The following is a 19637-nucleotide window of genomic DNA, read 5'->3' on the forward strand; positions in this document are numbered from 1 at the left end:
CTTTTCGTCGGGCCGGATGATGGCCAGGCGCCAACTCACGTACACACGGCTACAGTTGCGTCGCCCCATCCGATCACACCCGCCGCGCGCATCCGGTCACGCTGCGAGTTCACGCCTCGCCACGTCCCTGGGACCGCGTTTCACAGCCGCGGTCCGGGGCACCCGGCCGCCGACCGGGCGACTCTGGGAGGCGGTATGCGTGCTGTGACCTGGCAGGGGAAACGCGACATCCGCGTGGACACGGTCCCCGACCCGCGCATCCAGGAGCCGGACGACGTCATCGTGCGGGTCACCTCCAGCGGGGTCTGCGGCTCGGACCTCCACCTCTACGAGGTGCTCGGTCCCTACATGGACGCCGGGGACGTCCTCGGCCACGAACCGATGGGGATCGTCGAGGAGGTCGGCCCCGGCGTCACGGAGCTCTCCGTCGGCGACCGCGTCGTGGTGCCCTTCAACGTCTCGTGCGGCACCTGCTGGATGTGCAGCCAGGGCCTCCACTCCCAGTGCGAGACGACCCAGGTACACGAGCACGGCACCGGAGCCGCGCTCTTCGGCTACAGCAAGCTGTACGGCCAAGTCCCGGGCGGTCAGGCGGAGTTCCTGCGCGTCCCGTTCGGCAACCACCTGCCGATCAAGGTTCCGGACGGCCCGCCCGACGAGCGGTTCGTCTACCTCTCCGACGTGCTGCCGACCGCATGGCAGGCCGTGGCGTACGCGGCCGTCCCCGAAGGCGGCACCGTCACCGTCCTCGGCCTCGGCCCGATAGGCGACATGGCGTGCCGGATCGCCCTCCATCGCGGCGCCTCGCAGGTGATCGGCGTCGACATCGTGCCGGAGCGGCTGGAGCGGGCGAGGCGGCGCGGCGTGCACGTAATGGATCTGCGCGAGCACGGGAAGAAGCTCGGCGACGCCGTCCGCGAGGCGACGGACGGCCGCGGCACCGACGCGGTGATCGACGCGGTCGGCATGGAGGCGCACGGCGCACCCGTAGCGCAAGCCGGGCAGCAGGCCATCGGCCTGCTGCCGGAGGGCGCGGCGCGGAAGCTCATGGAGCGGAGCGGAGTCGACCGCCTGGCCGCGCTCGAAGCAGCCCTCGACTGCGTCCGACGCGGCGGCACGGTGTCGCTGAGCGGCGTCTACGGCGGCGCGACGGACCCGCTGCCCATGCTGAAAATCTTCGACAAGCAGATACAGCTCCGCATGGGCCAGGCCAACGTCCGCCACTGGCTCGACGACCTGCTGCCCCTGCTCGGCGACGACGACCCGCTCGGCGTGGAGGGCTTCGCCACCCACAGCCTCCCGCTGGAGGACGCACCCGAGGTGTACCGCACCTTTCAGCGCAAGGAGGACGGGATGGTGAAGACGCTGCTGAAGCCGTGAGCGTCGGGCGGCCGAGTACGGTCGCAGCCAGGACCGAGACCCGCGGCATGCTCGGGCGGCGGTACGTCCACATCGGCCGGAACCGGTGGCCGCCCACCGCCAAGTACGCATGCCCCAGGGCGAGTCGGACCCGAAGGCGAGGGTCTTCCCGTCCCCGCGTGCGGCGCTGTTGCCGGCACGCGAACAGCGGGGAGCGCTCGGCGCCGGGTAGCCCACTGCCCGAACCCGTCGAGAGAACACTCTGCTGCACATCCGCCACTCCGTGACGTCTGCCGCCGCCCGATGATCAAGGGCCGGATACTGCCTTTCTGTCGGTGCAAACCACCACAAGAAAGGTGAAAACGCATGACGGTTTCCAGGCGTTCGATCCTGGCCGCGGGTGCCTCTTCCGCTGCCTTGGGGATCGGCCTGACCAGCCGGCCGGCCGCCGCGGCCACGGGTCTGCCGCAGCAGCAGGCCGGCAGCCGGTACGTACGACGGGACCTCGCCACCCTTGTCGACCCGCTCACGGGCGAGTGGGACCCGGCCCTCTACTGGTTCGCCAAGGCCGTCGGCTGGATGATGGAGCAGCCGGCCGACCGGTGGAACTCATGGCTGTTCCAGGCGTACACGCACGGCAGCCCACTCCCCGCGGACGGGACCGAGCCGCCGGAGTGGCGCCAGTGCCCCCACGGCAACAAGTACTTCCTGCCCTGGCACCGCTGGTACGTCTACTACTTCGAGCGGATCGTCCGTGACGTCATCGTCACCGAGTTCGGGCGGTACGACCAACGCAACTGGGCCCTTCCGTACTGGAATTACGCCTACACCGAACGGCCGGGCGGCCCACCGGCGGAGGAGTTCCGAAAGGTCCCGCTCGCGTTCCGGGAGGAGTACCTGCCGCCTGGTCTCGGGGGCCGGCGCGAGCGCAATCCGCTCTACCGGCCGTTCGGCGACCCCCGGGGCCGGTGCATCGACAAGGACCAAGCGATGTCCGAGGAAACCGTCTCCCCGGACGGCGCCATGAGCCAGCAGTGCTTCTTCCGGGAGACCGACACGCTGGAGTCGCCGCCCGGGTTCTCCGTCTGGCTGGAGGAGTACCCGCACGGGGTCGTCCACGACGCGGTCGGCGGCCTGATGGGCCAGGTGCCCACCGCGGCCCAGGACCCGGTGTTCTGGATGCACCACTGCAACATCGACCGGATGTGGTGCGCCTGGCTCTCCCGCGACGGCCACACCCTGCCGACGGACTGGCAGTGGCCGAAGGCGTGGCCCCGCCACAAGAACAACCCGGACGCCCCTGACCTGCCCTTCGTGTTCCGCGACGAGAACAACGAGAGCCGCGTGCTCAAGGGCCCGGTCTTCGACTTCCCGCAGCACGCGTACGCCTACGACTCGCTGACGGAGGGCACGGGGTCGGGTCGCCCACCGGCGGCCGACTACCTGGGGCGGCAGCCGTCGACCGCCGATGCCGCCGCATCGGCCGGCACGGAGACCCGCCTGTCGCGGCAGCAGACCGTCATCGCGTTGAACCCGGAGAACGACCGCAGCAACAACCAGCTCCGGGACGCGCTCCAGGGAGACGGAAACGTCTTGCTCGTCCTGCACGGCGTACGGGCGGACGAGCCGGTCTGCGAGACCTTCCGGTTCTTCCTCGGCGACGAACGCGGCGACACCGGCGCGGACAGCAGCGCCTACGTCGCCAACCTGGTCTTCTTCGGCGCCGTCGGACAACGGCTGGGCGCCCACGACGACAACGGGCACACCCTCAGCTTCGACGTGACGAAGGTACTGAGCGATGTCCTCGCCGCGGGAACTTGGGACGGTACCCGCACACCGGCGGTACGTGTGGTCCCGGTGCACGGAGGTGTTGCGCCAGGTGCGGATGCCAGGGTGTCGGAGATCGAACTGGTCGTTCCCTGAACGGGACACAACACCGCGGTGCATCGGGACGACTGCCCCAGATGCACCGCGGTGCGGGCGGCCCCGAACTGCTGCCGAAGCCGGCGGAGTTGCTGCTGTGGCGGCGTGGGCGGCCCTGGCTGACCGACGTCACGCCCGGCCACACACCGAGGCCCCCACGACCTGCGCATGGCCGTAGGGGCCTCACCGGTGTGCGAGGGGCCTCGAACTCTCCGCTTCGCCCCTGATCCGCTGTCGGTCAGGGGAACAGGTCCTCCCGCTGCCCTGACTGGACTCTCTTGATGAACAGGTCATAGTCAGTACGGGATACCACCAACACCCGTGCGTCCGGGTCACCTACGTCCTTGAAGTCCGGCAACCAGCTCAGGCCGCGGACGCGCGCTCCACCTCGACGACGGCCACCTCTGCCTCGCCGTACTCGAACACAACATGAACTCGTATGAGTTCGCCAACTCTTCGGAACGCCAGTCGGGAGAACATCGGCCTCAACGTCCGCATTACCAACCCCGCGAGACCGGCTCCCGTATCTGGCAAGTAGGCGACTCAACCGGATTCGGCTAGAGCCCTGCCGCAGCCCACTTCCCACGGTCGCCACATCGACGCGAAATCCGATCGGGAGGGCGGCAACAGTGGGCGATACCGAGGCGCGCGACATCGGTCCGACCGACCGGATGGGCAGCAGTGAGGCCCGGCAGTTCCTCTCCCGTCTCTCCAGCGCTCTGGGAAGCGGCGGCGTGCTCGTGGCCCGCAAGCGCAGCCACGGATCAGAGGGGGCCGACGTCACTCCCGTCGACGGGTTGGAGTGGCCCAAGTGCGAATGCGGCAGCCCAAGATGCCCGGACTACCAGGCTCGCCCTGGCGCGGTTGGCGATGCTCTCCGCTCGGAGGTGGCGGGAGCCAACGAGCGGAGCGTGGGGGCAAGCCGTAAGCCCGCAGACGGTCATTCGACCAAGCGCCAAGCCGCCGGGTAGGAAATGGTCCCCGCCTGTGCCGGTGGCCACAGCACAACCGGCCCCGGCGACCTGCTGCGGGCTATGCGCCGGGCACCGCTCCATTCGGTGCTCTGATTGCTCTGGGTTCGCGGGATGCGAGACGTGCAACCGCACTTCCAAGGTTCCGTGCCCCATCTGCTCGGTCGGCACATTGGAGCCGGTCAGACGGTGACCCACGTTCTCCGTCCTTGCCGGACGTATCGAAACGGGCTCCCCCGTGTCCGTTCGAGACTCCGGCAGGGGCGGCGGAAGCCGCCCGGTACGGAAACCCTGGACAGGTCGAGCGGCTGGGGCAAGTTCGGCGCCGGGGACCGCTTCCTCGCACTCACGGAGAAGGGCCACGCATGATGACGGCGGTTTCCGAGTTCGAGTTCCGCACGTCCAGCGCCTGCCGGTACAACAACAACGACTCCCGGTGCGTGGAGGTCGCGACGAACGTGTCCGGCAAAGTGGCGGTACGCCATACCATTACCGGCCGGACGGCCGAGTTCACCGCCGACGAGTGGACCGGCTTCCTGAGCGGCGCCAAATTGGGGGAGTTCGACGTCCCGGCGTAGGGAGTCGTCATGCAGGAGTGCCCCCGGTGCGGCGGCAGCGTGGAGAGCGACCCGGAGCATGCCGGGGTGAAGCGCTGCATGGCGTGCTGGGAAGTGGTGGCGCGGCCCACTGAGCGCCCCTGCTCTGGCTACCGTCCGATGCTCAACTCCGCGCTGCGGACGCTGGAATCGTTCCGGCACCTCCGCCGCCGGGGCCTGTCGGTGGTTCCGACCAGGCGATTCGCTGGGCCGTTGGTCACGTGGTCGGTCACGCCACTGCCCAAAAGAGCAGAAAACCCCACGCGAAGTGGGGTCTCAGCCGGTGTCCGAGGGGGGACTTGAACCCCCACGCCCTGTAAAGGGCACTAGCACCTCAAGCTAGCGCGTCTGCCATTTCCGCCACCCGGACTTGGGCGTCGCACCTTGCGGTCGAGCCGGTGGGCTCCCCGCGGCGACATGGAAAACCATACCAAGCTCTGGGAGTGCTCTTCACCAGGGATTTTCGCCGTATCGTCGATGGATGACCGATTCGTCCCGTTCTGTAAATCGTGCGACCGCGCAGATTGCGCTCCGCCGACCCCGTCCGTTGTCGTCGTTGCGGGAGCATCTGCGGGACACCTTCTGGTTCGCTCCCGCCGTGGGGCTGGTGGGGGCCGCGGTGCTCGCGGGGGTGTGCGGGATCGTCGACGACGCGGTGCTCGCGCGGTTGCGGGAGCAGCGGGACCTGGCGGGGATCAGGAGCCTCATCGACTGGACGGCGAACGCCGAGGCGGTCGTGGGGACGATCGCCTCGGGGATGCTGTCGCTCGTCGGGGTCGTGTTTTCGATCTCGCTCGTCGCGGTGCAGATCGTCTCGGCGCAGTGGTCGCAGCGGGTGGTCCGGCTCTACGTGCGGGACCGGACGGCCAAGGCGACGTTCTCCGCGTTCCTCGCCACGTTCGTCTTCGCGCTGTGGGCACAGTTCCTCAACGGGGGCGGATCGCGGGACCCGGCGACGGCCCGCGAGGTGCCGTTCGTCACCAGTGCGGTGGCCGTGGCACTGGTGTTGGTGAGCCTGATGCTGTTCGTGGCGTACGTGAGCACGACGGTGTCGCTGCTGCGGGTGAGCCGGGTGATCGAGAAGATCTCGCGGGACGCGGCGAAGATCCTCGCGCTGCGGTCGGAGCCCGCCGTCTTCGACCGGACGGCGCCCGTCTCCGGGACGCTGGCGTACCGCGGGCGCGCGGGGGTCCTGCGTGACGTGCACGTGGCGCGGTTGTGTCGGATCGCGCAGCGGCAGCAGGTCGTCGTGCACCTGCTGCCGCGGATCGGCGACTACCTGGTGCCCGGCGCCCCCGTGTTCGCCGTGCACGGGAAGCCGAGGTCGGCCCTGGACGAACGCGCGGTGCTGCGGACGCTCAACACGGGGGCGGAGCGGACGTTCCACGAGGACATGGGGTTCGGGCTGCGGCAGCTCGTCGACATCGCCTTGAAGGCGCTCTCCCCCGCCGTCAACGATCCGACGACGGCCGTGCAGGCGATCGACCGCATTCAGGAGTTCCTCACGGCAGCGGTCGACCACCCGCTCGGCATCCTGCTCCACCGCGACCGCGCCGGTGCCGTGCGGCTCGCGCAGGACCTGCCGGGCTGGCGCGGCCTCGTGCAGCTCGCCTTCTCCGAGATCCGCCCGGCAGGCGCGGGCCACAGCCAGGTGACCCGGCGGCTCAGGGCGGCGCTGGAGGACCTGCTCCGGCTGGCGGCGCACGACCGGCAGGGCGTGCTCCGCCGTGAACTGGAGCTGCTGGAGCAGGCGGTGGCGCGGACGGTGGCGGACGAGGGCGAACGGGACTTCGCGCTCACCGCGGACCGGCAGGGGATCGGGTGAGGCGTTCCCGGGCCCCACACCGCCGCGCGCGAACCCCCGCCCGGCACGCCCGCCCCCTCGCGAACGGCCGTGCCGGGCAGGGGCGTCGGGGGATCAGCCGTGCCCGTGGCCGTGCCCGTGGCCCGGGCGTCCGGGGCGCCCGGGGCGGTGGTCCTTGAGGAGGTACGCCGCCGACTGCTCGGCCGAGTGGAGCGAACCGGGCGGGTTCAGCTCGGGGTCGCCGGCGTCGTCGCGTTCCACGAGGTACTCGTGGCCCGACTCGGCGCCGTCCTCGACGGCGGCGCGGAGGAAGGAGACGTAGTCGATGACGCCGTCGCCGACGTCGACCATCTGGTATCCGTCGGCCGAATCCCCGTCGTGCTCACCGTCCTTGACGTGGAAGAGCGGGTAGCGGTCGGGCTGGGCGAGGACGTAGTCGAGCGGCTCGAAGGGAGCGGGGGTGCCGTCGGGGCGGGTGCTGAAGCGGTACTGGCCGCAGTACGCCCAGAAGATGTCCATCTCCAGGTAGACGAGTTCGGGGTCGGTCTCGGCGAGGAGGACGTCGTAGAGGCGGGTCTCCGGGTCGTCCTCCGCGAAGGCGAATTCCATTTGGTGGTTGTGCTGGTAGAACTTCATCCCGAGATCGCGGGCGGCTGCGCCGTAGGTGTTGAACTCCTCGGCGACGCGCTTCCAGCCCTCCACCGTGTTTCCGTACCGGTCGGGGCCCGAGGCGGTGCCGATGTACGGGAGGCCCAACTCGGCAGCGTCCTCCATGACTTGGTCGAGCTGCCCCGCGAAGGTGTAGCCGTCGGGGTCGTCGGAGTAGTAGCCGACGTGGCTGCCGATCCCGCGCAGGCCGTTCGCCTCGGTGAGCGCCTTCAGCTCCGGCAGGGTGATCTCGCCGGTGCCGTGCGTGTAGCCGGCGAACTCGACGGTGTCGTAGCCGTATTCGGCCAGGGCCTCGAAGACGGGGCCGAAGCCGGTTTCCTCGATCTGGTCGCGCAGCGTGTAGAGCTGGATGCCGAGCCGTCCCTCCGGGACGAGCGGCCCCTTCGGACGGTGGCCGCGCCCGGCGGGGGCCGCCTGGGCGGCGCCGTTCCCCGCGAGCGCGGCAGCGGCGGCGGCGCCGACCGCGACGCCGAGGAAGTTGCGGCGGCGCAGGCGGTGGTCGAGGGCGGGGTTCTCGTTGCGGGTTCTGCGGGTCATCGAGAGTCTCCCAGGGCGAGTTGGAGAAGCAGCCGCTTCACTTCGGTGGCAGGGAACGGGTCCTCGGGCGCGCCGCTCGCGGGCACGGCGTCGGGACGGGAGCAGAGCAGTACGGGGCCCTCCTCGGTGCGCGAGGGGAGGCGGCCGTGGCTGCCGCGGATCGGTGAGGCATCGAGCGGCACGACGTTCATCAGGTAGCGCATGCCGGCCTTCTTCCGCGCGACGGCAGCGGCGGCGCGGAGCTTCACATAGGGATCGAGTGGGTCCATAAAGAGTTCGACGGGGTCGTAGCCGGGCTTCTTGTGGATCTCCACGAGGCGCGCGAAGTCCGGGGCACGGGCGTCGTCGAGCCAGTAGTAGTAGGTGAACCAGGCGTCGGGTGCGGCCACGGCGACGAGTTCGCCCGCGCGCGGATGGTCGAGCCCGTGCGCCTTCTTTCCGCTCTCGTCGAGGAGTTGGTCGACGCCGGGGTGGTCGGCGAGGGTCTCGCGGACGAGCGGGAGGTCGGCGGGGTCGCGTACGTAGACGTGCGCGATCTGGTGGTCGGCGACGGCGAAGGCGCGGGAGGTCCAGGGGTCGAGGTACTCCATCCCGTCCTGGGTGTGGACCTCGAGCAGCCCGGCGCGGCGCAGGGTGCGGTTGAGGTGGACGTGCCGGCGTACGCGTGTGATGCCGTACTCGGAGAGGACGACGACGGTGCGGTCCTCCTCGGCCGCCTGGTCGAGCAACGGGCCCAGTTCGGCGTCGAGTTCGGTGGCGGCGCGGTGGGAGCGGGGGTCGTCGGGGCCGTACCGCTGGAGGTCGTAGTCGAGGTGCGGGACGTAGGCGAGGGCGAGGTCGGGGCGCTTGGTGCGCAGGAGATGGCGGGTGGCGTCGATGATCCACCGGGAGGAGACGAGGTCGGCGCCCGGGCCCCAGAAGTGGAAGAGGGGGAACGTGCCCAGTTCCGCGGTGAGTTCGTCGTGGAGCTCGGGCGGGCGGGTGTAGCAGTCGGGCTCCTTGCGGCCGTCGGCGTAGTAGACGGGGCGGGGGGTGACCGTCCAGTCGGTGTCGGCGCCCATCGCGTACCACCAGCAGACGTTGGCCACGGTGTACCCGGGGTGGCGCTCGCGGGCGGCGTCCCAGAGCTTCTCGCCGGAGACGAGCCGGTTGTGCTGCCGCCACAGGAGGACGTCGCCGAGCTCGCGGAAGTACCAGCCGTTGCCCACGATCCCGTGCTGGGAGGGGAGTTCGCCGGTGAGGAACGTCGACTGGGCGGCGCAGGTGACGGCGGGCAGGACCGTGCGGAGCGGGGTGCGGCTCCCGGAGTCGCCGAGTGCGCGCAGCCGCGGCATGTGCCGCAGCAGCGCGGGGGTGAGGCCGACGACGTCGAGCACGAGAAGCGGGTGCGGGGTGCGGGTGGAAGTCACGGCAGCTCCTTCAGGCCGAGTTCGGTGAGGAGTTCGCGGGCGACGCCGAGCTCCGCTGCGATGCCGTCGGCGAGTTGGGCCCTGTTCTGCGGGCGCAGCGCGGCGGGGAGTGCCTGCCAGGTGTAGGTCTCCACTTCCAGGTGGTGGGTGAGCGGCCGGGGGCCGCCGACCAACCGGGCGAGTGTGCGCCGCAGTTCGCCGAGGGTCGCGGTGAGCGGCGGCGCGAGCGGCGCGTGGAGCGGGACGTGGAAGTGCGAGCGCCAGGGGCCTGCGGTGGGCAGGGCGCCTGGCGCGAGCGCCTCGCCCAGGTCGTCCCGGTAGCGCAGCCCTGCGGGGGTGAGGGCGCGGGTCTGGTGGAGGAAGCGCGGTTCGGCGAAGTCGGCGAGTGCGGCCCGCACTCCGGGCAGGGCCGGGTGCTCGGCGTGGAGTGCCGCCGAGAGCTGGCACTTGACGAGCGGTATCCCGGCCTCGTCGAGCGCGTCGAGTGAGGCGTCCGGGTCCTCGAACCCGGCGGCGAGGTGGCAGGTGTCGAGGCAGACGCCGACTCGGTGGTGCGGGGGCGCCTCGGACCCCGTGAGCGCGTCGACGGCGTCGGCCGTCGTTTCGACCGTGCACCCCGGTTCGGGTTCGAGTCCGACGCGGATGGCGCGTCCGGTCAACTCTTCCAATGCGTCGAGGCGTTGAGCGAGGGTGCCCAGGTTGGCGAGGGCCGCGGTGCGCGCCTCGGGGCCGAACTCGGTGCGCCAGGCGAGCGGGAGAGTCGAGATGGTGCCCTCGGTGACGTCCTCGGGCAGCAGCGAGCTGAGGAGGCGGGCGAGGTCCGTGGTGTGGTCGAGGCGTGCGCGTTCGGTCCAATCCGGCCGGTAGACGCGGTACTTGACGCGGTCGTCGCCGAACCCCTGGTAGGGGAAGCCGTTGAGCGTGACGACCTCGAGTCCCGCAGACTCCAGCGCCGTCCTGAGGGTGCGGACGGTTCCCGGGTCCTCGCTGAGCGTGCGGGCGGCGCTGCGTGCGAGCCACAGTCCGATGCCGAGCCGGTCCCTGTGGAGGCGGCGGCGCACCGGCTCGGCGTAGTCGACGAGTTGGCGCAGGACGCCCTCGAAGTCCTCGGCGGCGTGGACGTTGGTGCAGTAGGAGACGTGGACGGTCGAGCCGTCGGGGTGGCGGAATCGCATGCCCGCTTCCTCATTCCCCGCCGCGCAGGACGGAGTTGCCCGCGTGGGAGGCGCCGTAGGCCGGTGCGTCGGCGGCGAGTTCGGGTGCGAGCCGGCCGCTCTGCCCGTAGAACGCCACCGGGTTGTGCCACAGGACGCGCTCGACGTCCTCCTCGGCGAAGCCGTCCGCGAGCATCGCCTCGGCGGTGTGCCGGGTCTTCAGCGGGTCGCTGTGGCCCCAGTCGGCGGCGGAGTTGACGAGGACGCGCTCCGTGCCGTGGCGCCGCAGGATGCGGACCATGCGGTCCGGGTCCATCTTGGTGTCCGGGTAGATGGAGAAGCCGAGCCAGCAGCCGCTCTCCGCCGCCGCGTCCACCGTCGTCTCGTTGAGGTGGTCCAACACCACGCGTTCCGGGGCGAGTCGTGACTCCCGGACGACGTCGACGGTGCGCGCCAGGCCGGCGGCCTTGTCCCGGTGCGGGGTGTGGACGAGGGCCGGTAGCTCGAACTCGGCCGCCAGCTCCAGTTGCCGGGCGAGGGCCTCGTCCTCCTCCGGCGTCATCGAGTCGTAGCCGATCTCGCCGACGGCGACGACGCCGTCCTTGAGAAGGTACCGCGGCAGCGCGTCGAGGACGGGGGCGCAGCGGGGGTCGTTGGCCTCCTTGGGGTTGAGCGCGAGGGTGCAGTGGTGGGCGATGCCGAACTGCGAGGCGCGGAAGGGTTCCCAGCCGAGGAGGGCGTCGAAGTAGTCGTAGAAGGACTCGGGCGAGGTACGGGGCTGACCCAGCCAGAACGACGGCTCGACGAGCGCGCGGACGCCGGCCGCGTGCATCGCGCGGTAGTCGTCCGTGGTGCGCGAGGTCATGTGGATGTGCGGGTCGAAGATGCGCATCAGGACTCCTCGGAGGGGGATTCGGCAAGGGCCAGGGCGCGGTCGAGGTCTTCCGGTACGGGGCGTCCCGCGGCGGTACGCTCCCGTGCGAAGTCGCGCAGCATGCGGGCGAGTTCGGCGTCCCCTGCGGCGCGTGCTGGCAGTTCGGCCACGGCGCTCAGCGGGACCTGTGTGAAGAGGCATTTGAGGACGGCTTGGCGCCAGGCGTGCGCGTCGAGGCGCTCGGCCGCGTACGGGCCGACGGCCGCGGCGACGAGCCGTGTGTCGTTGGTGCGCAGCGCGTCGGCCACCAGGGGGAGCCCCGCGTCGCCGAGGTCCAGGTGGGGCAGCGCGTGGAGGACGGCGCGGCGTTCGTCGGCGGTGCCCTCGCGGTAGAGGCGCGTCGCGGTGTCGGCGTCGACGCCCGCAGCGTGGAGGAGGAGGACCCGGGCGGCGTCGGCGGCGGGCAGATGGTGCGCGGGGCCTTCCGCGGTGGCGCACCGGCGTCCGGCAGCGGCGAAGTGCCGTTCCCAACGCGGGAGTTCGCGCTGATCCGCCTCGCCTGCGTCGGAGAGGGCGGTGTGCAGCCAGGTACGGGCCGCGGCGTCGAGGCGCAGTTCGAGGGCGGTGCGCAGGGTCGCGAGCGGCGTCAGCACGGTCGGCGCCTCCCTCCGGCCGTGGCGGACTCGGCGGGGCGCGTCGGTCCTGGCTGCGCGGAAGCGGACTCGGCGTCGGTGAGGGCCCGGAGGGACTCGGCGGCGAGTCGGGGCCCCGCGTGCGAGTCGCGGGGCAGCTCGACGGTGACGAGCCCGGTGTACTCGGCCTCGCGGAGGGCGGCGAGCACGGGCGGCAGGTCCATCTCGCCCTCGCCGAAGGGGAGATGCTCGTGCACCCCGCGGCGCATGTCCTCGATCTGCACGTGCCGCAGCCAAGGCCGGGCTGCGGCGACGCACTCGGCGGGGGTCCGGGGCTCCAGGCAGAGGCAGTGCCCGAGGTCGAGCGTGAGACCGAGCCCCTGCGGGTCGCCGAGTCCGTCGCGGAGCCGGTGGAACCCGGCGAGGTCACCGAGGAGGTGGCCGGGTTCGGGTTCGACGGCGAGTGGCACCCCGAGCGCCTGCGCGGGGGCGAGGACGGTGCCGATGCCGTCGGCGAGCCGCTGCCAGCCGAGGTGCTCGGGGGTGCCCTCCGGCAGGACACCGCTGAAGCAGTGCACGGCGTGGGCGCCGAGGTCCCCGGCGACGCGAACTGCCTTGAGGAGGAGGGCGGTTCGCCGGGCGCGCGCGTCGGCGTCCGCGTCGAGGAGGGTGGGATGGTGCTTGCGGCGCGCGTCGAGGACGTAGCGGGCGCCGGTTTCGACCGTGACGGTGAGCCCGTGCCGCTCCAGGAGGGCGGCCACCTCGGCGGTGCGGCGGGCGAGGCCGGGTGTCTCGGGGTCGAGGTGCATGTGGTCGAGGGTGAGGCCGACGCCGTCGTAGCCGAGGTCGGCGAGGAGTGCGAGGGCGTCGGGGAGCCGCAGGTCGGTGAGGCCGTTGGTGCCGTAGGCGTACCTCAACCGCCCCTGGGCGGAGCGGAATTCGGTGCGAGGGGGAGTGCTCACGTGGGGCTCACCTTTCTGGAGAGCCGGCGGGAGAGGGGGAGGAGGCCGAGCAGCGGCAGGGCCGTCCGCCAGGCGCCGGTCCTGGCGGTGAGCGCGGCCTGTAGTGGGATCATGGCGCGGATGCCGCCGCCCACCGCGCGCTGCACCAGCGGCGGGGACGGGTTGAGCGCGGCGTGCGCCAACGGGCGTGCCGCCGCGGCCCCGTAGAGCCCGGCGGCGGCCTGGACCGACGCGGCGGCCCAGCGAGTGGAGCGGCCTGCGCCGCTCAACCCACGTGTGTCGGACGGGTTTTGACGCCGCCTGCCCGCAACCGCGGCGACGCCGGCCACGGTGCCGAGCGCGAGCAGTGGCGCCCTGGCGGAACCGCCCCGCGTCTCCTCGCGGGAGACTCCGGTCACCGCGAGCGTGTGCGCCGAAAGCAGTCCGGCGGGACCGAGCGCCCGCCGCATCCCGGGTCCGCGGGCGGTGGCCGCGGCGCCCAGCAGCAGGTCGAGGCCGCGGGCCGCCGCCATGGCGGCGGGACCCGCGCGGGTGTGCTTCAGCCGCAGGTCGTACGCCCAGACGGTGGCCGCGAGCGCCGAGGCGACCGGCAGCGTGGGACCGGCTCGGCGTCCGGCGGCTGCCGCGAGGCCGAGCCCCGCCGCGGTGAGTCCACCGGCAGCGGCGAGCACCGTCGACGGCGCCAACCGTCCGGAAGGCAGGGGCCGTTCGGGGCGTTCGACGGCGTCCTCCTCACGGTCGGCCCAGTCGTTGAGCGCCATGCCCGCCTCGTAGAGGCAGAGCGAGGAGCCGGCGGCGAGGAGCGTCCCCCTGCCTGGGCGGCCCCCTACGGCCGCGGCGCCCGCCAGGGCGTCCCCCGGCACCGTGAAGAGCGCCGAGACGCGCAGGAGTTGGAGCCAGGCCGTGGTGCGTCGGCGTGCTTCGTCGTTCACCGGCGCTCACCGAGCCGATCTGCGAGGTGGAGGAGCGCGCGCCACTGGTCCGGCAGGTCGGCGGGGCCCGCATCGGGGTCCTTGAAGTAGAAGCCGAGCCCTTCGATCGGGCCGGTGAGCCCCAACTCGTGGGCGCGCGCGGCGATTCGGACGAGGTCGAGGACGAGCGGGGCGGCGAGGGAGGAGTCGCACCCCTGCCAGGTGGTCTGGAGGTACATCCTGGCGCCGAGGAAGCCGTCGAAGGCGATGTGGTCCCAGGCGGTCTTCCATTCGCCCATGGCGGGGGTGTTGTCGATGTGCACCTCCCCGTCGGGGAGTTGCCCGAGCGTGTCGCTGAGGACGCGCTCCTTCCCCGCGTTCTTCGCGGCGGCGGCGCCGGGTTCCGCGAGTGCCGCGCCGTCGCCTCCGCCGAGCAGGTTCGTGCCCGACCAGGCGCGTACGGCGAGCGCCCGCTGCGCGAACATCGGCGCGAGCACGGAGCGCAGCAGCGTCTGGCCGGTCTTCCCGTCGCGGCCCGCGTACGGCAGCCCGCTCTCCCGCGCGGGCGCGGCGAGCCTCGGGTGGTGGAGCCCCGTCGACGGGGTGAAGTTGACGTACGGGCACCCGGCGCGCAGTGCGGCAGCGGCGTAGCGGGAGCTCGGCGGGAGGGGCGCTGCGGGGTCGTCCTCCGGCGCGGCCTCGGTGCTGGCGACGTTGACCACGACCGTGCGCGCGACCTCGTGGGCCTCGCTGAACTCCCTGATGTCGGAGGCGAGTTGTTCGATGGCCGCCTCGTCGTCCGCGTGGGCGCCGTACGGGCTCGCCGTGCGGACGGCGGCGTCTGCGCGCTCCAGTTCGCCGCGGACGGCGGCGGGCAGCCCGTGCGGCAGGACCCCGGCGTCTGCGAGCTGCTCGGCGCGCTTGCCGAGGCTCCCGCAGGCGGTCTCGTGGCCGCCGAAGACGAGTGTGTCGAGGGCGGGCAGTCCGCTGCCGCTGAAAAAGCCCGTCTCGGTGACCATCCCGACGGGCGGATGGAGCCCGGCCGTGACGGCTGCGCACCCGGCGACCGCCGTCGTGGCGACGGAGCCGCGGGCGCCGACGAGCCAGACGCCGGTGCGCTCGCGCGAGGTGGTGGGGTTGTGCCTGGTGTCGGTCACGGCCTGCCTCCCTGTTCGGTGGGTGTGCCCTGCTGCCGGGGCGGCGCGGGGCGGCTCCCCGTACGGCGGTCTCCGCGCCCTCCGGCGACCGTCCGGCTCCCTGTGAGCGGAGGGACGGGCGCGGGCAGCGGTCGGCTGGTGCGGTCGTTGGCGGTGGCAGGAGGGGGTGCAACTCCGGGTGGGCGGGGAGGAGTTCGGCGTCCTCCTCCCCGCCTCCGATCCGCGGTGCGGCCGTTGCGGTGTGCCGTACCGCGGCTGCCTGCCGTCCACGCTCCCCCTCGGATCGCGGCGGCGGGCGGCCTGCTCCCGTGCGCTTGCTGCGCGCCACGGGCGGCGGGCGTTCCGTCAGCGGGTTCCGCCCTCCTCACCCGTGAGTTCCTTGATGCGCACGTCGCGGAAGCTCACCGTGTCGTCGTCGCCGTGGTTCTGGAGCCCGATGTGGCCGCTCTCCAGGCTGCGTTCGGGGTCGGTGCTGGTGAAGTCGTTGATCAGGACGTCGTTGAGGTAGATCTTGAGGTTCTGCCCCTCGACGACGAGTTCGTACGCGTTCCACTCCCCCGGCGGGTTGAGCGCGGCGTCGCGGGCTTCGAGGTCGGCGGACTGGAAGCCGTAGACGGCGCCCGTGGTGCGGTCGTCGCTGTCGGTCGCGTCGATCTGGATCTCGTAGCCCTTGTCCACGGCCGAGTTGGGATCGTCGGAGGGCGGGAAGCCCACGAAGACACCGGAGTTGTCGTCGCCCTCCATCTTCCAGTCGAGCTTGAGCGAGTAGGCGTTGAACTCCTGCTCCTCCCACCAGAGGAGGCCCATCCCGCCGGTGCTGGTCATGGTGCCGTCCCCGTTCAGCTCGAAGGAGCCGGGGCCGGCCTGGGACCAGCCGTCGAGCGACGTCCCGTCGAAGAGTTGCGTGTAACCCTCCTCTCCGGGCGCCTGCTCGGGGTCGCAGTCGGCGTCCGCGGCACCCGTGGCGTACTGGATGCCGCCCAGGACGTGCTGCACGAAAGCGGGTTCGGCGAAGGACTCCTTGGTGTGTCCGAGCCCCGTGTAGAAGGAGCGGCCGCCGTCGTACTCCTTGCACCAGCTAATGGGGTGGTCGCCCATGTTCCCACCGCTGTAGGTGGACTCGTCGAGCGTGGCGAGGACGTGCGCGTCCTCGCGGGGGTTGGTGCGGTAGTTGTAGAGCTCGTCGGTGCGCACCCAGGTGTCGTCGAGGTGCGCGGTGGCCGGGTGGTCGTGGTCCTCGACGGCGACCGTGGCCTCCTGGATCTCCGGGTGCGAGTCGAACCAGGCGCCCGCCAACCCCTCGTACCAGGGCCAGTCGTACTCGGTGTCGGCCGCCGCGTGGACACCGACGTATCCGCCGCCGTTCTGGATGTAGCCCTGGAAAGCGTCCTGTTGGGCGTCGTCGAGGACGTCACCGGTCGTGGAGAGCCACACGACGGCGTCGAACCTGGCGAGGTTCTCGGGGGTGAACTCCCCTGCGTCCTCGGTCGCTTCGACGCTGAATCCGTGCTCCTCGCCGAGCTGCCGGACGGTGTCGATGCCGTCCTCGATGGAGTCGTGTCGGAACCCTGCCGTCTTGGAGAAGACGAGGACGCTTTCGCCCTCCGCCTCCTCGCCCTGCTGCGCGGCGTGCCCCGGGACTGCGGTGGACGCCAGCAGGAGTGCCGACGCGGCGAGTGCGGTCCATGCCGTGCGGCGCATGCGCGGCTCCCTTCGCCCGGTGCGGAGTCGGGGGCTCACCGGAGCAACTCCGCTGCCCGTCGCGGGAGTTCGCTCCCGAGGTATGCACGTCCCGGGTGCGGCGGGGCTGTCCGGACTCTTCGCTTGGTTGCGGCTTCGCTGTCGAGCACGTCTCCTCCTGGGGAAGACTGCGGGAACTCCTCGGCGCGGCGGGCGGAGGGACCCGGCGCGGTGCGTGCGAGGCACCGCACCGGGTGCGCCGCCGCCGGCGCCGTCGGGCGGTCGGGTCGGGGCGGGCGGAGGCTCGCCCGCCCCGACCGGGTCACTCCGTCGTCAACGTGAAGCTGTCGAAGGTGTATCCGGAGCCCCCGAAGACGAGGTAGAGGCTGCCGCTCGTCTCCGGCTGGTTCTCCAGCGCCGTGCTCACCTCCTGCCAGCCGTCGGTCGCCGACACCTCCACGGTTCCGAGGAGTTCACCGTCGGGCGCGTCGGCGCGCACCTCGATGGTGCCGTCGCCCTCGGACTGCACCCGCGCGGAGAGCTCGCTCGCGTCGGTGAGGAGGTAGGGGTCGAAGGAGATCCACTGGCCGTCCTGGACGTCGGTGACGGCGTTGGCGCCCTCGGCCCCCTCGGCCGCGCCCTTCGTGACGCCCTCTGCGGCGTCCGAGAAGTGCTCGGCCTGGCGGTGCTTGGGCTGGAGCGTGTGCTGGTCGTGGACGGTGAGCGGGGGCAGGTCGCCGTTGCCGCCGTCGGTGTACTGGGCGTCGAAGACCCCGAAGACGTTGGCGGCGGCGTCGTGGCCGCCGTCGGTCGAGGTCTTGATGGTGCCCTCGCAGCCGTTGGCGGAGGTGAGCGGGTGCCCGTGCTGGTCGTGGCCGAGGATGTAGTTGACGGTCACGTCCTCGCAGTCGATCTCGCCGTCCTCCGGGTCGGTGACGGTCACCTCGAAGGGCACCTCGTCACCGAACTCGAAGAGCTGGCCGTCGGCCGGCAGCTTGAGCTCGACGGTGGGCGCGGTGTTGCCGACCGTCACCTGGACGTTGGCCGACGCGGTGTCGCCCGACTCGTTGGTGACGGTGAGCTGCGCCAGGTAGGTGCCCTCCTCCTCGTAGGTGTGGCTGGCCTCGGCACCCTCGCCCGTGGTCTCGTCGCCGAAGTCCCAGGCATAGCTGAGCTCTTCGCCGCTCGGGTCGCTGCCCTCGCCCGTGAAGGTGACCTCCAGGGGTGCGGGACCGCTCGTGACGTCGCCTTCGGCGGTCGCGGTGAGCTGCTCGCCCGGGGTGCCGCCGCCCTCGGCGTTCTCGATGCGGTAGAGCGCCGAGTTCTCGTCGCCGCCGAAGTAGCCGGTGCCGTAGTCGAGGACGTACAGGGCGCCGTCGGGGCCGAACTCCATGTCCATCACCTGGGTGCCTTCCCAGGGGAAGTCGTTGATGGTGCCGGCGGCTCCGGAGTCGTCCTGCTCGATGCGCTTGATCCACTGCCGTCCGAACTCACCGGCGAAGAAGTCCCCGTCGAACTCCTCGGGGAACTTCACCTGCGAGTCCAGGTCGGCGTCGTAGCGGTAGACGGGACCGCCCATCGGGGACTCGGAGCCGTCGCCGAACTCGGGGACGGAGTCGCCGTCGTAGGGAATCCACGCCGCGTTGGCGGCCGGGAGCTCCTCGATGCCGTCGTTGTGCGGCGAGTCGTTGACGGGGGCCGAGCAGTCGAAGGACTCGCCGGACTCCTCGGTGGCGAAGTCGTAGTCGACGTAGGCGTCGTTGTCACCGGTGCAGTACGGCCAGCCGAAGTTGCCCGGCTCCGTCACCTTGTTGAACTCGACCTGTCCGCCCGGTCCCCGCGCGGGGTCGGCCTCGCCCGCGTCGGGCCCGTAGTCGCCGACGTAGACGTGGTCGGTGGCGGGGTCGACGGAGATGCGGAAGGGGTTGCGGAAGCCCATCGCGTAGACCTCGGCGCGGGTGCCCTCCGTGCCCTCCTCGAAGAGGTTGCCCTCCGGGATCGTGTAGGAGCCGTCCTCCTCGACGTGGATGCGGAGGAGCTTGCCGCGCAGGTCGTTGGCGTTGCCCGAGGAGCGCTGCGCGTCGAAGACCGGGTTGCGGTCCTCGCGCTCGTCGATGGGGGTGAAGCCGTCCGACTGGAAGGGGTTGGAGTCGTCGCCCGTCGACATCAGCAGGTTGCCGTCGCTGTCGAAGGCGATGTCGCCGCCGACGTGGCAGCACTGGCCGCGGTCGGTGTCGATCCGGAGGATCTCGGTCTCGCTGGAGGCGTCGAGCGTGCCGTCCTCGTCGAGGGTGAACCGGGAGAGCTGGTTGTAGCCCTGGAACGGCTCGAAGTCGGCCGCGGTGCCCGTCTCCGGTGCGTCGCCCTCGGGGGTGTCGAGGGGCGGCGCGTAGTAGAGGTAGATGTGGCGGTTCTGCTCGAAGTCCGGGTCGACGCCGACTCCTTGGAGCCCTTCTTCGTCGTGGTCGTAGACGTCGAGCTTGCCCGCCTGCGAGGTGCCGCTGCCGTCCGACTGCGTGAGCCAGAGCGTGCCTTCGCGGGCGGTGTGGAGGACGTCGCCGTCGGGCAGCACGGCGAGCGTCATCGGCTCGCCCGTCTCCTCGACGCCCTTGGCGAGTTCGACCTGCTGCAGCTCGGCAGCGGCCGGCCGGTCGTCCGCGGGGGCGGCCTGGGAGGCGGGGATGCCGGTGACGACGAGTGCGCCACCGATCGTCAACGCTCCCGCGGCTGCCGCGAGGCGGGTTCGGAGTGTGCGGAATCTCCTGTGCACGCGTCTCCTCCTGGGGAAGATCACGAAAGGTGACGGATACGGACGTGTCGTTGACCGTCGTGCTCTGCACAGGCGCGCGCCGTCGCGCCGGGTAGGGGGTCGTCCCGATGTGTCCGGAGCCCGGAAGAGAGGGGGTGGGCGGCTCATGTCCGGAACACATCAAGGACGGTAGCCATCTTTGTCGCTTACGGAAACCCCTACGGCAGCAGGGAAGTTGGCTTTATCCACC

At 71.6% G+C, this 19637-nt stretch carries 14 protein-coding genes and 1 tRNA gene; 4 read left to right on the forward strand and 11 right to left on the reverse strand.

What is annotated here, in order from left to right; translation table 11 throughout:
- The first annotated feature begins 195 nt into the window (after positions 1-195).
- From F603_RS0115035 to F603_RS0115050, 3 genes are all read left to right on the forward strand, one after another.
- A complete protein-coding gene (locus tag F603_RS0115035; protein WP_019546835.1) occupies positions 196-1380 on the forward strand; it encodes an alcohol dehydrogenase catalytic domain-containing protein in 1185 nt (394 codons plus the stop codon).
- A 345-nt stretch (positions 1381-1725) separates the two neighbouring features.
- The gene (locus F603_RS32220; RefSeq protein ID WP_019546836.1) at positions 1726-3282 is read left to right on the forward strand and encodes a tyrosinase family protein; all 1557 of its coding nucleotides are present in this window, start codon (positions 1726-1728) and stop codon (positions 3280-3282) included.
- 1336 nt (positions 3283-4618) lie between these two features.
- Entirely contained in the window at positions 4619-4831 is a 213-nt protein-coding gene (locus F603_RS0115050) for a DUF397 domain-containing protein (RefSeq protein WP_019546838.1), read from the forward strand.
- Between the two features lie 302 nt (positions 4832-5133).
- Here the strand turns inward: F603_RS0115050 and F603_RS0115055 are convergent.
- A tRNA-Leu gene (locus F603_RS0115055) sits at positions 5134-5219 on the reverse strand.
- A gap of 111 nt (positions 5220-5330) precedes the next feature.
- Here F603_RS0115055 and F603_RS0115060 point away from each other — a divergent pair.
- Complete coding sequence (locus F603_RS0115060) at positions 5331-6674, forward strand: DUF2254 domain-containing protein (protein ID WP_037955932.1); 1344 nt, start codon at positions 5331-5333, stop codon at positions 6672-6674.
- A gap of 93 nt (positions 6675-6767) precedes the next feature.
- On the opposite strand, the gene F603_RS0115065 is transcribed toward F603_RS0115060, so the two are convergent.
- The 10 genes from F603_RS0115065 to F603_RS0115110 form a co-directional block, all read right to left on the reverse strand.
- Complete coding sequence (locus tag F603_RS0115065; RefSeq protein ID WP_019546840.1) at positions 6768-7859, reverse strand: sugar phosphate isomerase/epimerase family protein; 1092 nt, start codon at positions 7857-7859, stop codon at positions 6768-6770.
- The gene (locus tag F603_RS0115070; protein ID WP_019546841.1) at positions 7856-9268 is read right to left on the reverse strand and encodes an alkaline phosphatase family protein; all 1413 of its coding nucleotides are present in this window, start codon (positions 9266-9268) and stop codon (positions 7856-7858) included. Before F603_RS0115070 ends, F603_RS0115065 begins: the two co-directional genes overlap by 4 nt.
- Positions 9265-10443 (reverse strand): metabolite traffic protein EboE, encoded by a 1179-nt coding sequence (eboE, locus tag F603_RS0115075; protein ID WP_019546842.1) that lies wholly within the window; start codon positions 10441-10443, stop codon positions 9265-9267. Before eboE ends, F603_RS0115070 begins: the two co-directional genes overlap by 4 nt.
- A 10-nt stretch (positions 10444-10453) precedes the next feature.
- Complete coding sequence (locus F603_RS0115080; protein WP_019546843.1) at positions 10454-11314, reverse strand: TatD family hydrolase; 861 nt, start codon at positions 11312-11314, stop codon at positions 10454-10456.
- Positions 11314-11949, reverse strand: a complete 636-nt coding sequence (locus F603_RS0115085) for an EboA domain-containing protein (RefSeq protein ID WP_019546844.1) — start codon at positions 11947-11949, stop codon at positions 11314-11316. Before F603_RS0115085 ends, F603_RS0115080 begins: the two co-directional genes overlap by 1 nt.
- The gene (locus F603_RS0115090) at positions 11943-12890 is read right to left on the reverse strand and encodes a sugar phosphate isomerase/epimerase family protein (RefSeq protein WP_019546845.1); all 948 of its coding nucleotides are present in this window, start codon (positions 12888-12890) and stop codon (positions 11943-11945) included. The genes F603_RS0115085 and F603_RS0115090 overlap by 7 nt, the downstream gene beginning before the upstream one ends.
- Positions 12887-13822, reverse strand: coding sequence for an SCO3242 family prenyltransferase (locus F603_RS0115095; protein WP_019546846.1), 936 nt, complete (start codon positions 13820-13822; stop codon positions 12887-12889). The genes F603_RS0115090 and F603_RS0115095 overlap by 4 nt, the downstream gene beginning before the upstream one ends.
- Positions 13819-14958: an inositol-3-phosphate synthase gene (locus tag F603_RS0115100; RefSeq protein WP_019546847.1), complete on the reverse strand. Its 1140-nt coding sequence runs from the start codon at positions 14956-14958 to the stop codon at positions 13819-13821. The genes F603_RS0115095 and F603_RS0115100 overlap by 4 nt, the downstream gene beginning before the upstream one ends.
- 345 nt (positions 14959-15303) lie before the next feature.
- Positions 15304-16659, reverse strand: a complete 1356-nt coding sequence (locus F603_RS0115105) for a ThuA domain-containing protein (RefSeq protein ID WP_019546848.1) — start codon at positions 16657-16659, stop codon at positions 15304-15306.
- 301 nt (positions 16660-16960) lie between these two features.
- Positions 16961-19408, reverse strand: a complete 2448-nt coding sequence (locus F603_RS0115110; RefSeq protein WP_019546849.1) for a PQQ-dependent sugar dehydrogenase — start codon at positions 19406-19408, stop codon at positions 16961-16963.
- Positions 19409-19637 lie beyond the last annotated feature (229 nt).

Origin of the sequence: Streptomyces sulphureus DSM 40104 (assembly GCF_000381025.1) — a bacterium.
Taxonomy (GTDB): domain Bacteria; phylum Actinomycetota; class Actinomycetes; order Streptomycetales; family Streptomycetaceae; genus Streptomyces; species Streptomyces sulphureus.

Bases quoted from the DNA above. Each gene is read 5' to 3' on its own strand.
- F603_RS32220 (WP_019546836.1), top strand. From the start codon at position 1,726: ATGACGGTTTCCAGGCGTTCGATCCTGGCCGCGGGTGCCTCTTCCGCT.
- F603_RS0115060 (WP_037955932.1), top strand. From the start codon at position 5,331: ATGACCGATTCGTCCCGTTCTGTAAATCGTGCGACCGCGCAGATTGCG.
- eboE (WP_019546842.1), bottom strand. From the start codon at position 10,443: ATGCGATTCCGCCACCCCGACGGCTCGACCGTCCACGTCTCCTACTGC.
- F603_RS0115065 (WP_019546840.1), bottom strand. From the start codon at position 7,859: ATGACCCGCAGAACCCGCAACGAGAACCCCGCCCTCGACCACCGCCTG.
- F603_RS0115105 (WP_019546848.1), bottom strand. From the start codon at position 16,659: ATGCGCCGCACGGCATGGACCGCACTCGCCGCGTCGGCACTCCTGCTG.
- F603_RS0115080 (WP_019546843.1), bottom strand. From the start codon at position 11,314: ATGCGCATCTTCGACCCGCACATCCACATGACCTCGCGCACCACGGAC.
- F603_RS0115035 (WP_019546835.1), top strand. From the start codon at position 196: ATGCGTGCTGTGACCTGGCAGGGGAAACGCGACATCCGCGTGGACACG.
- F603_RS0115050 (WP_019546838.1), top strand. From the start codon at position 4,619: ATGATGACGGCGGTTTCCGAGTTCGAGTTCCGCACGTCCAGCGCCTGC.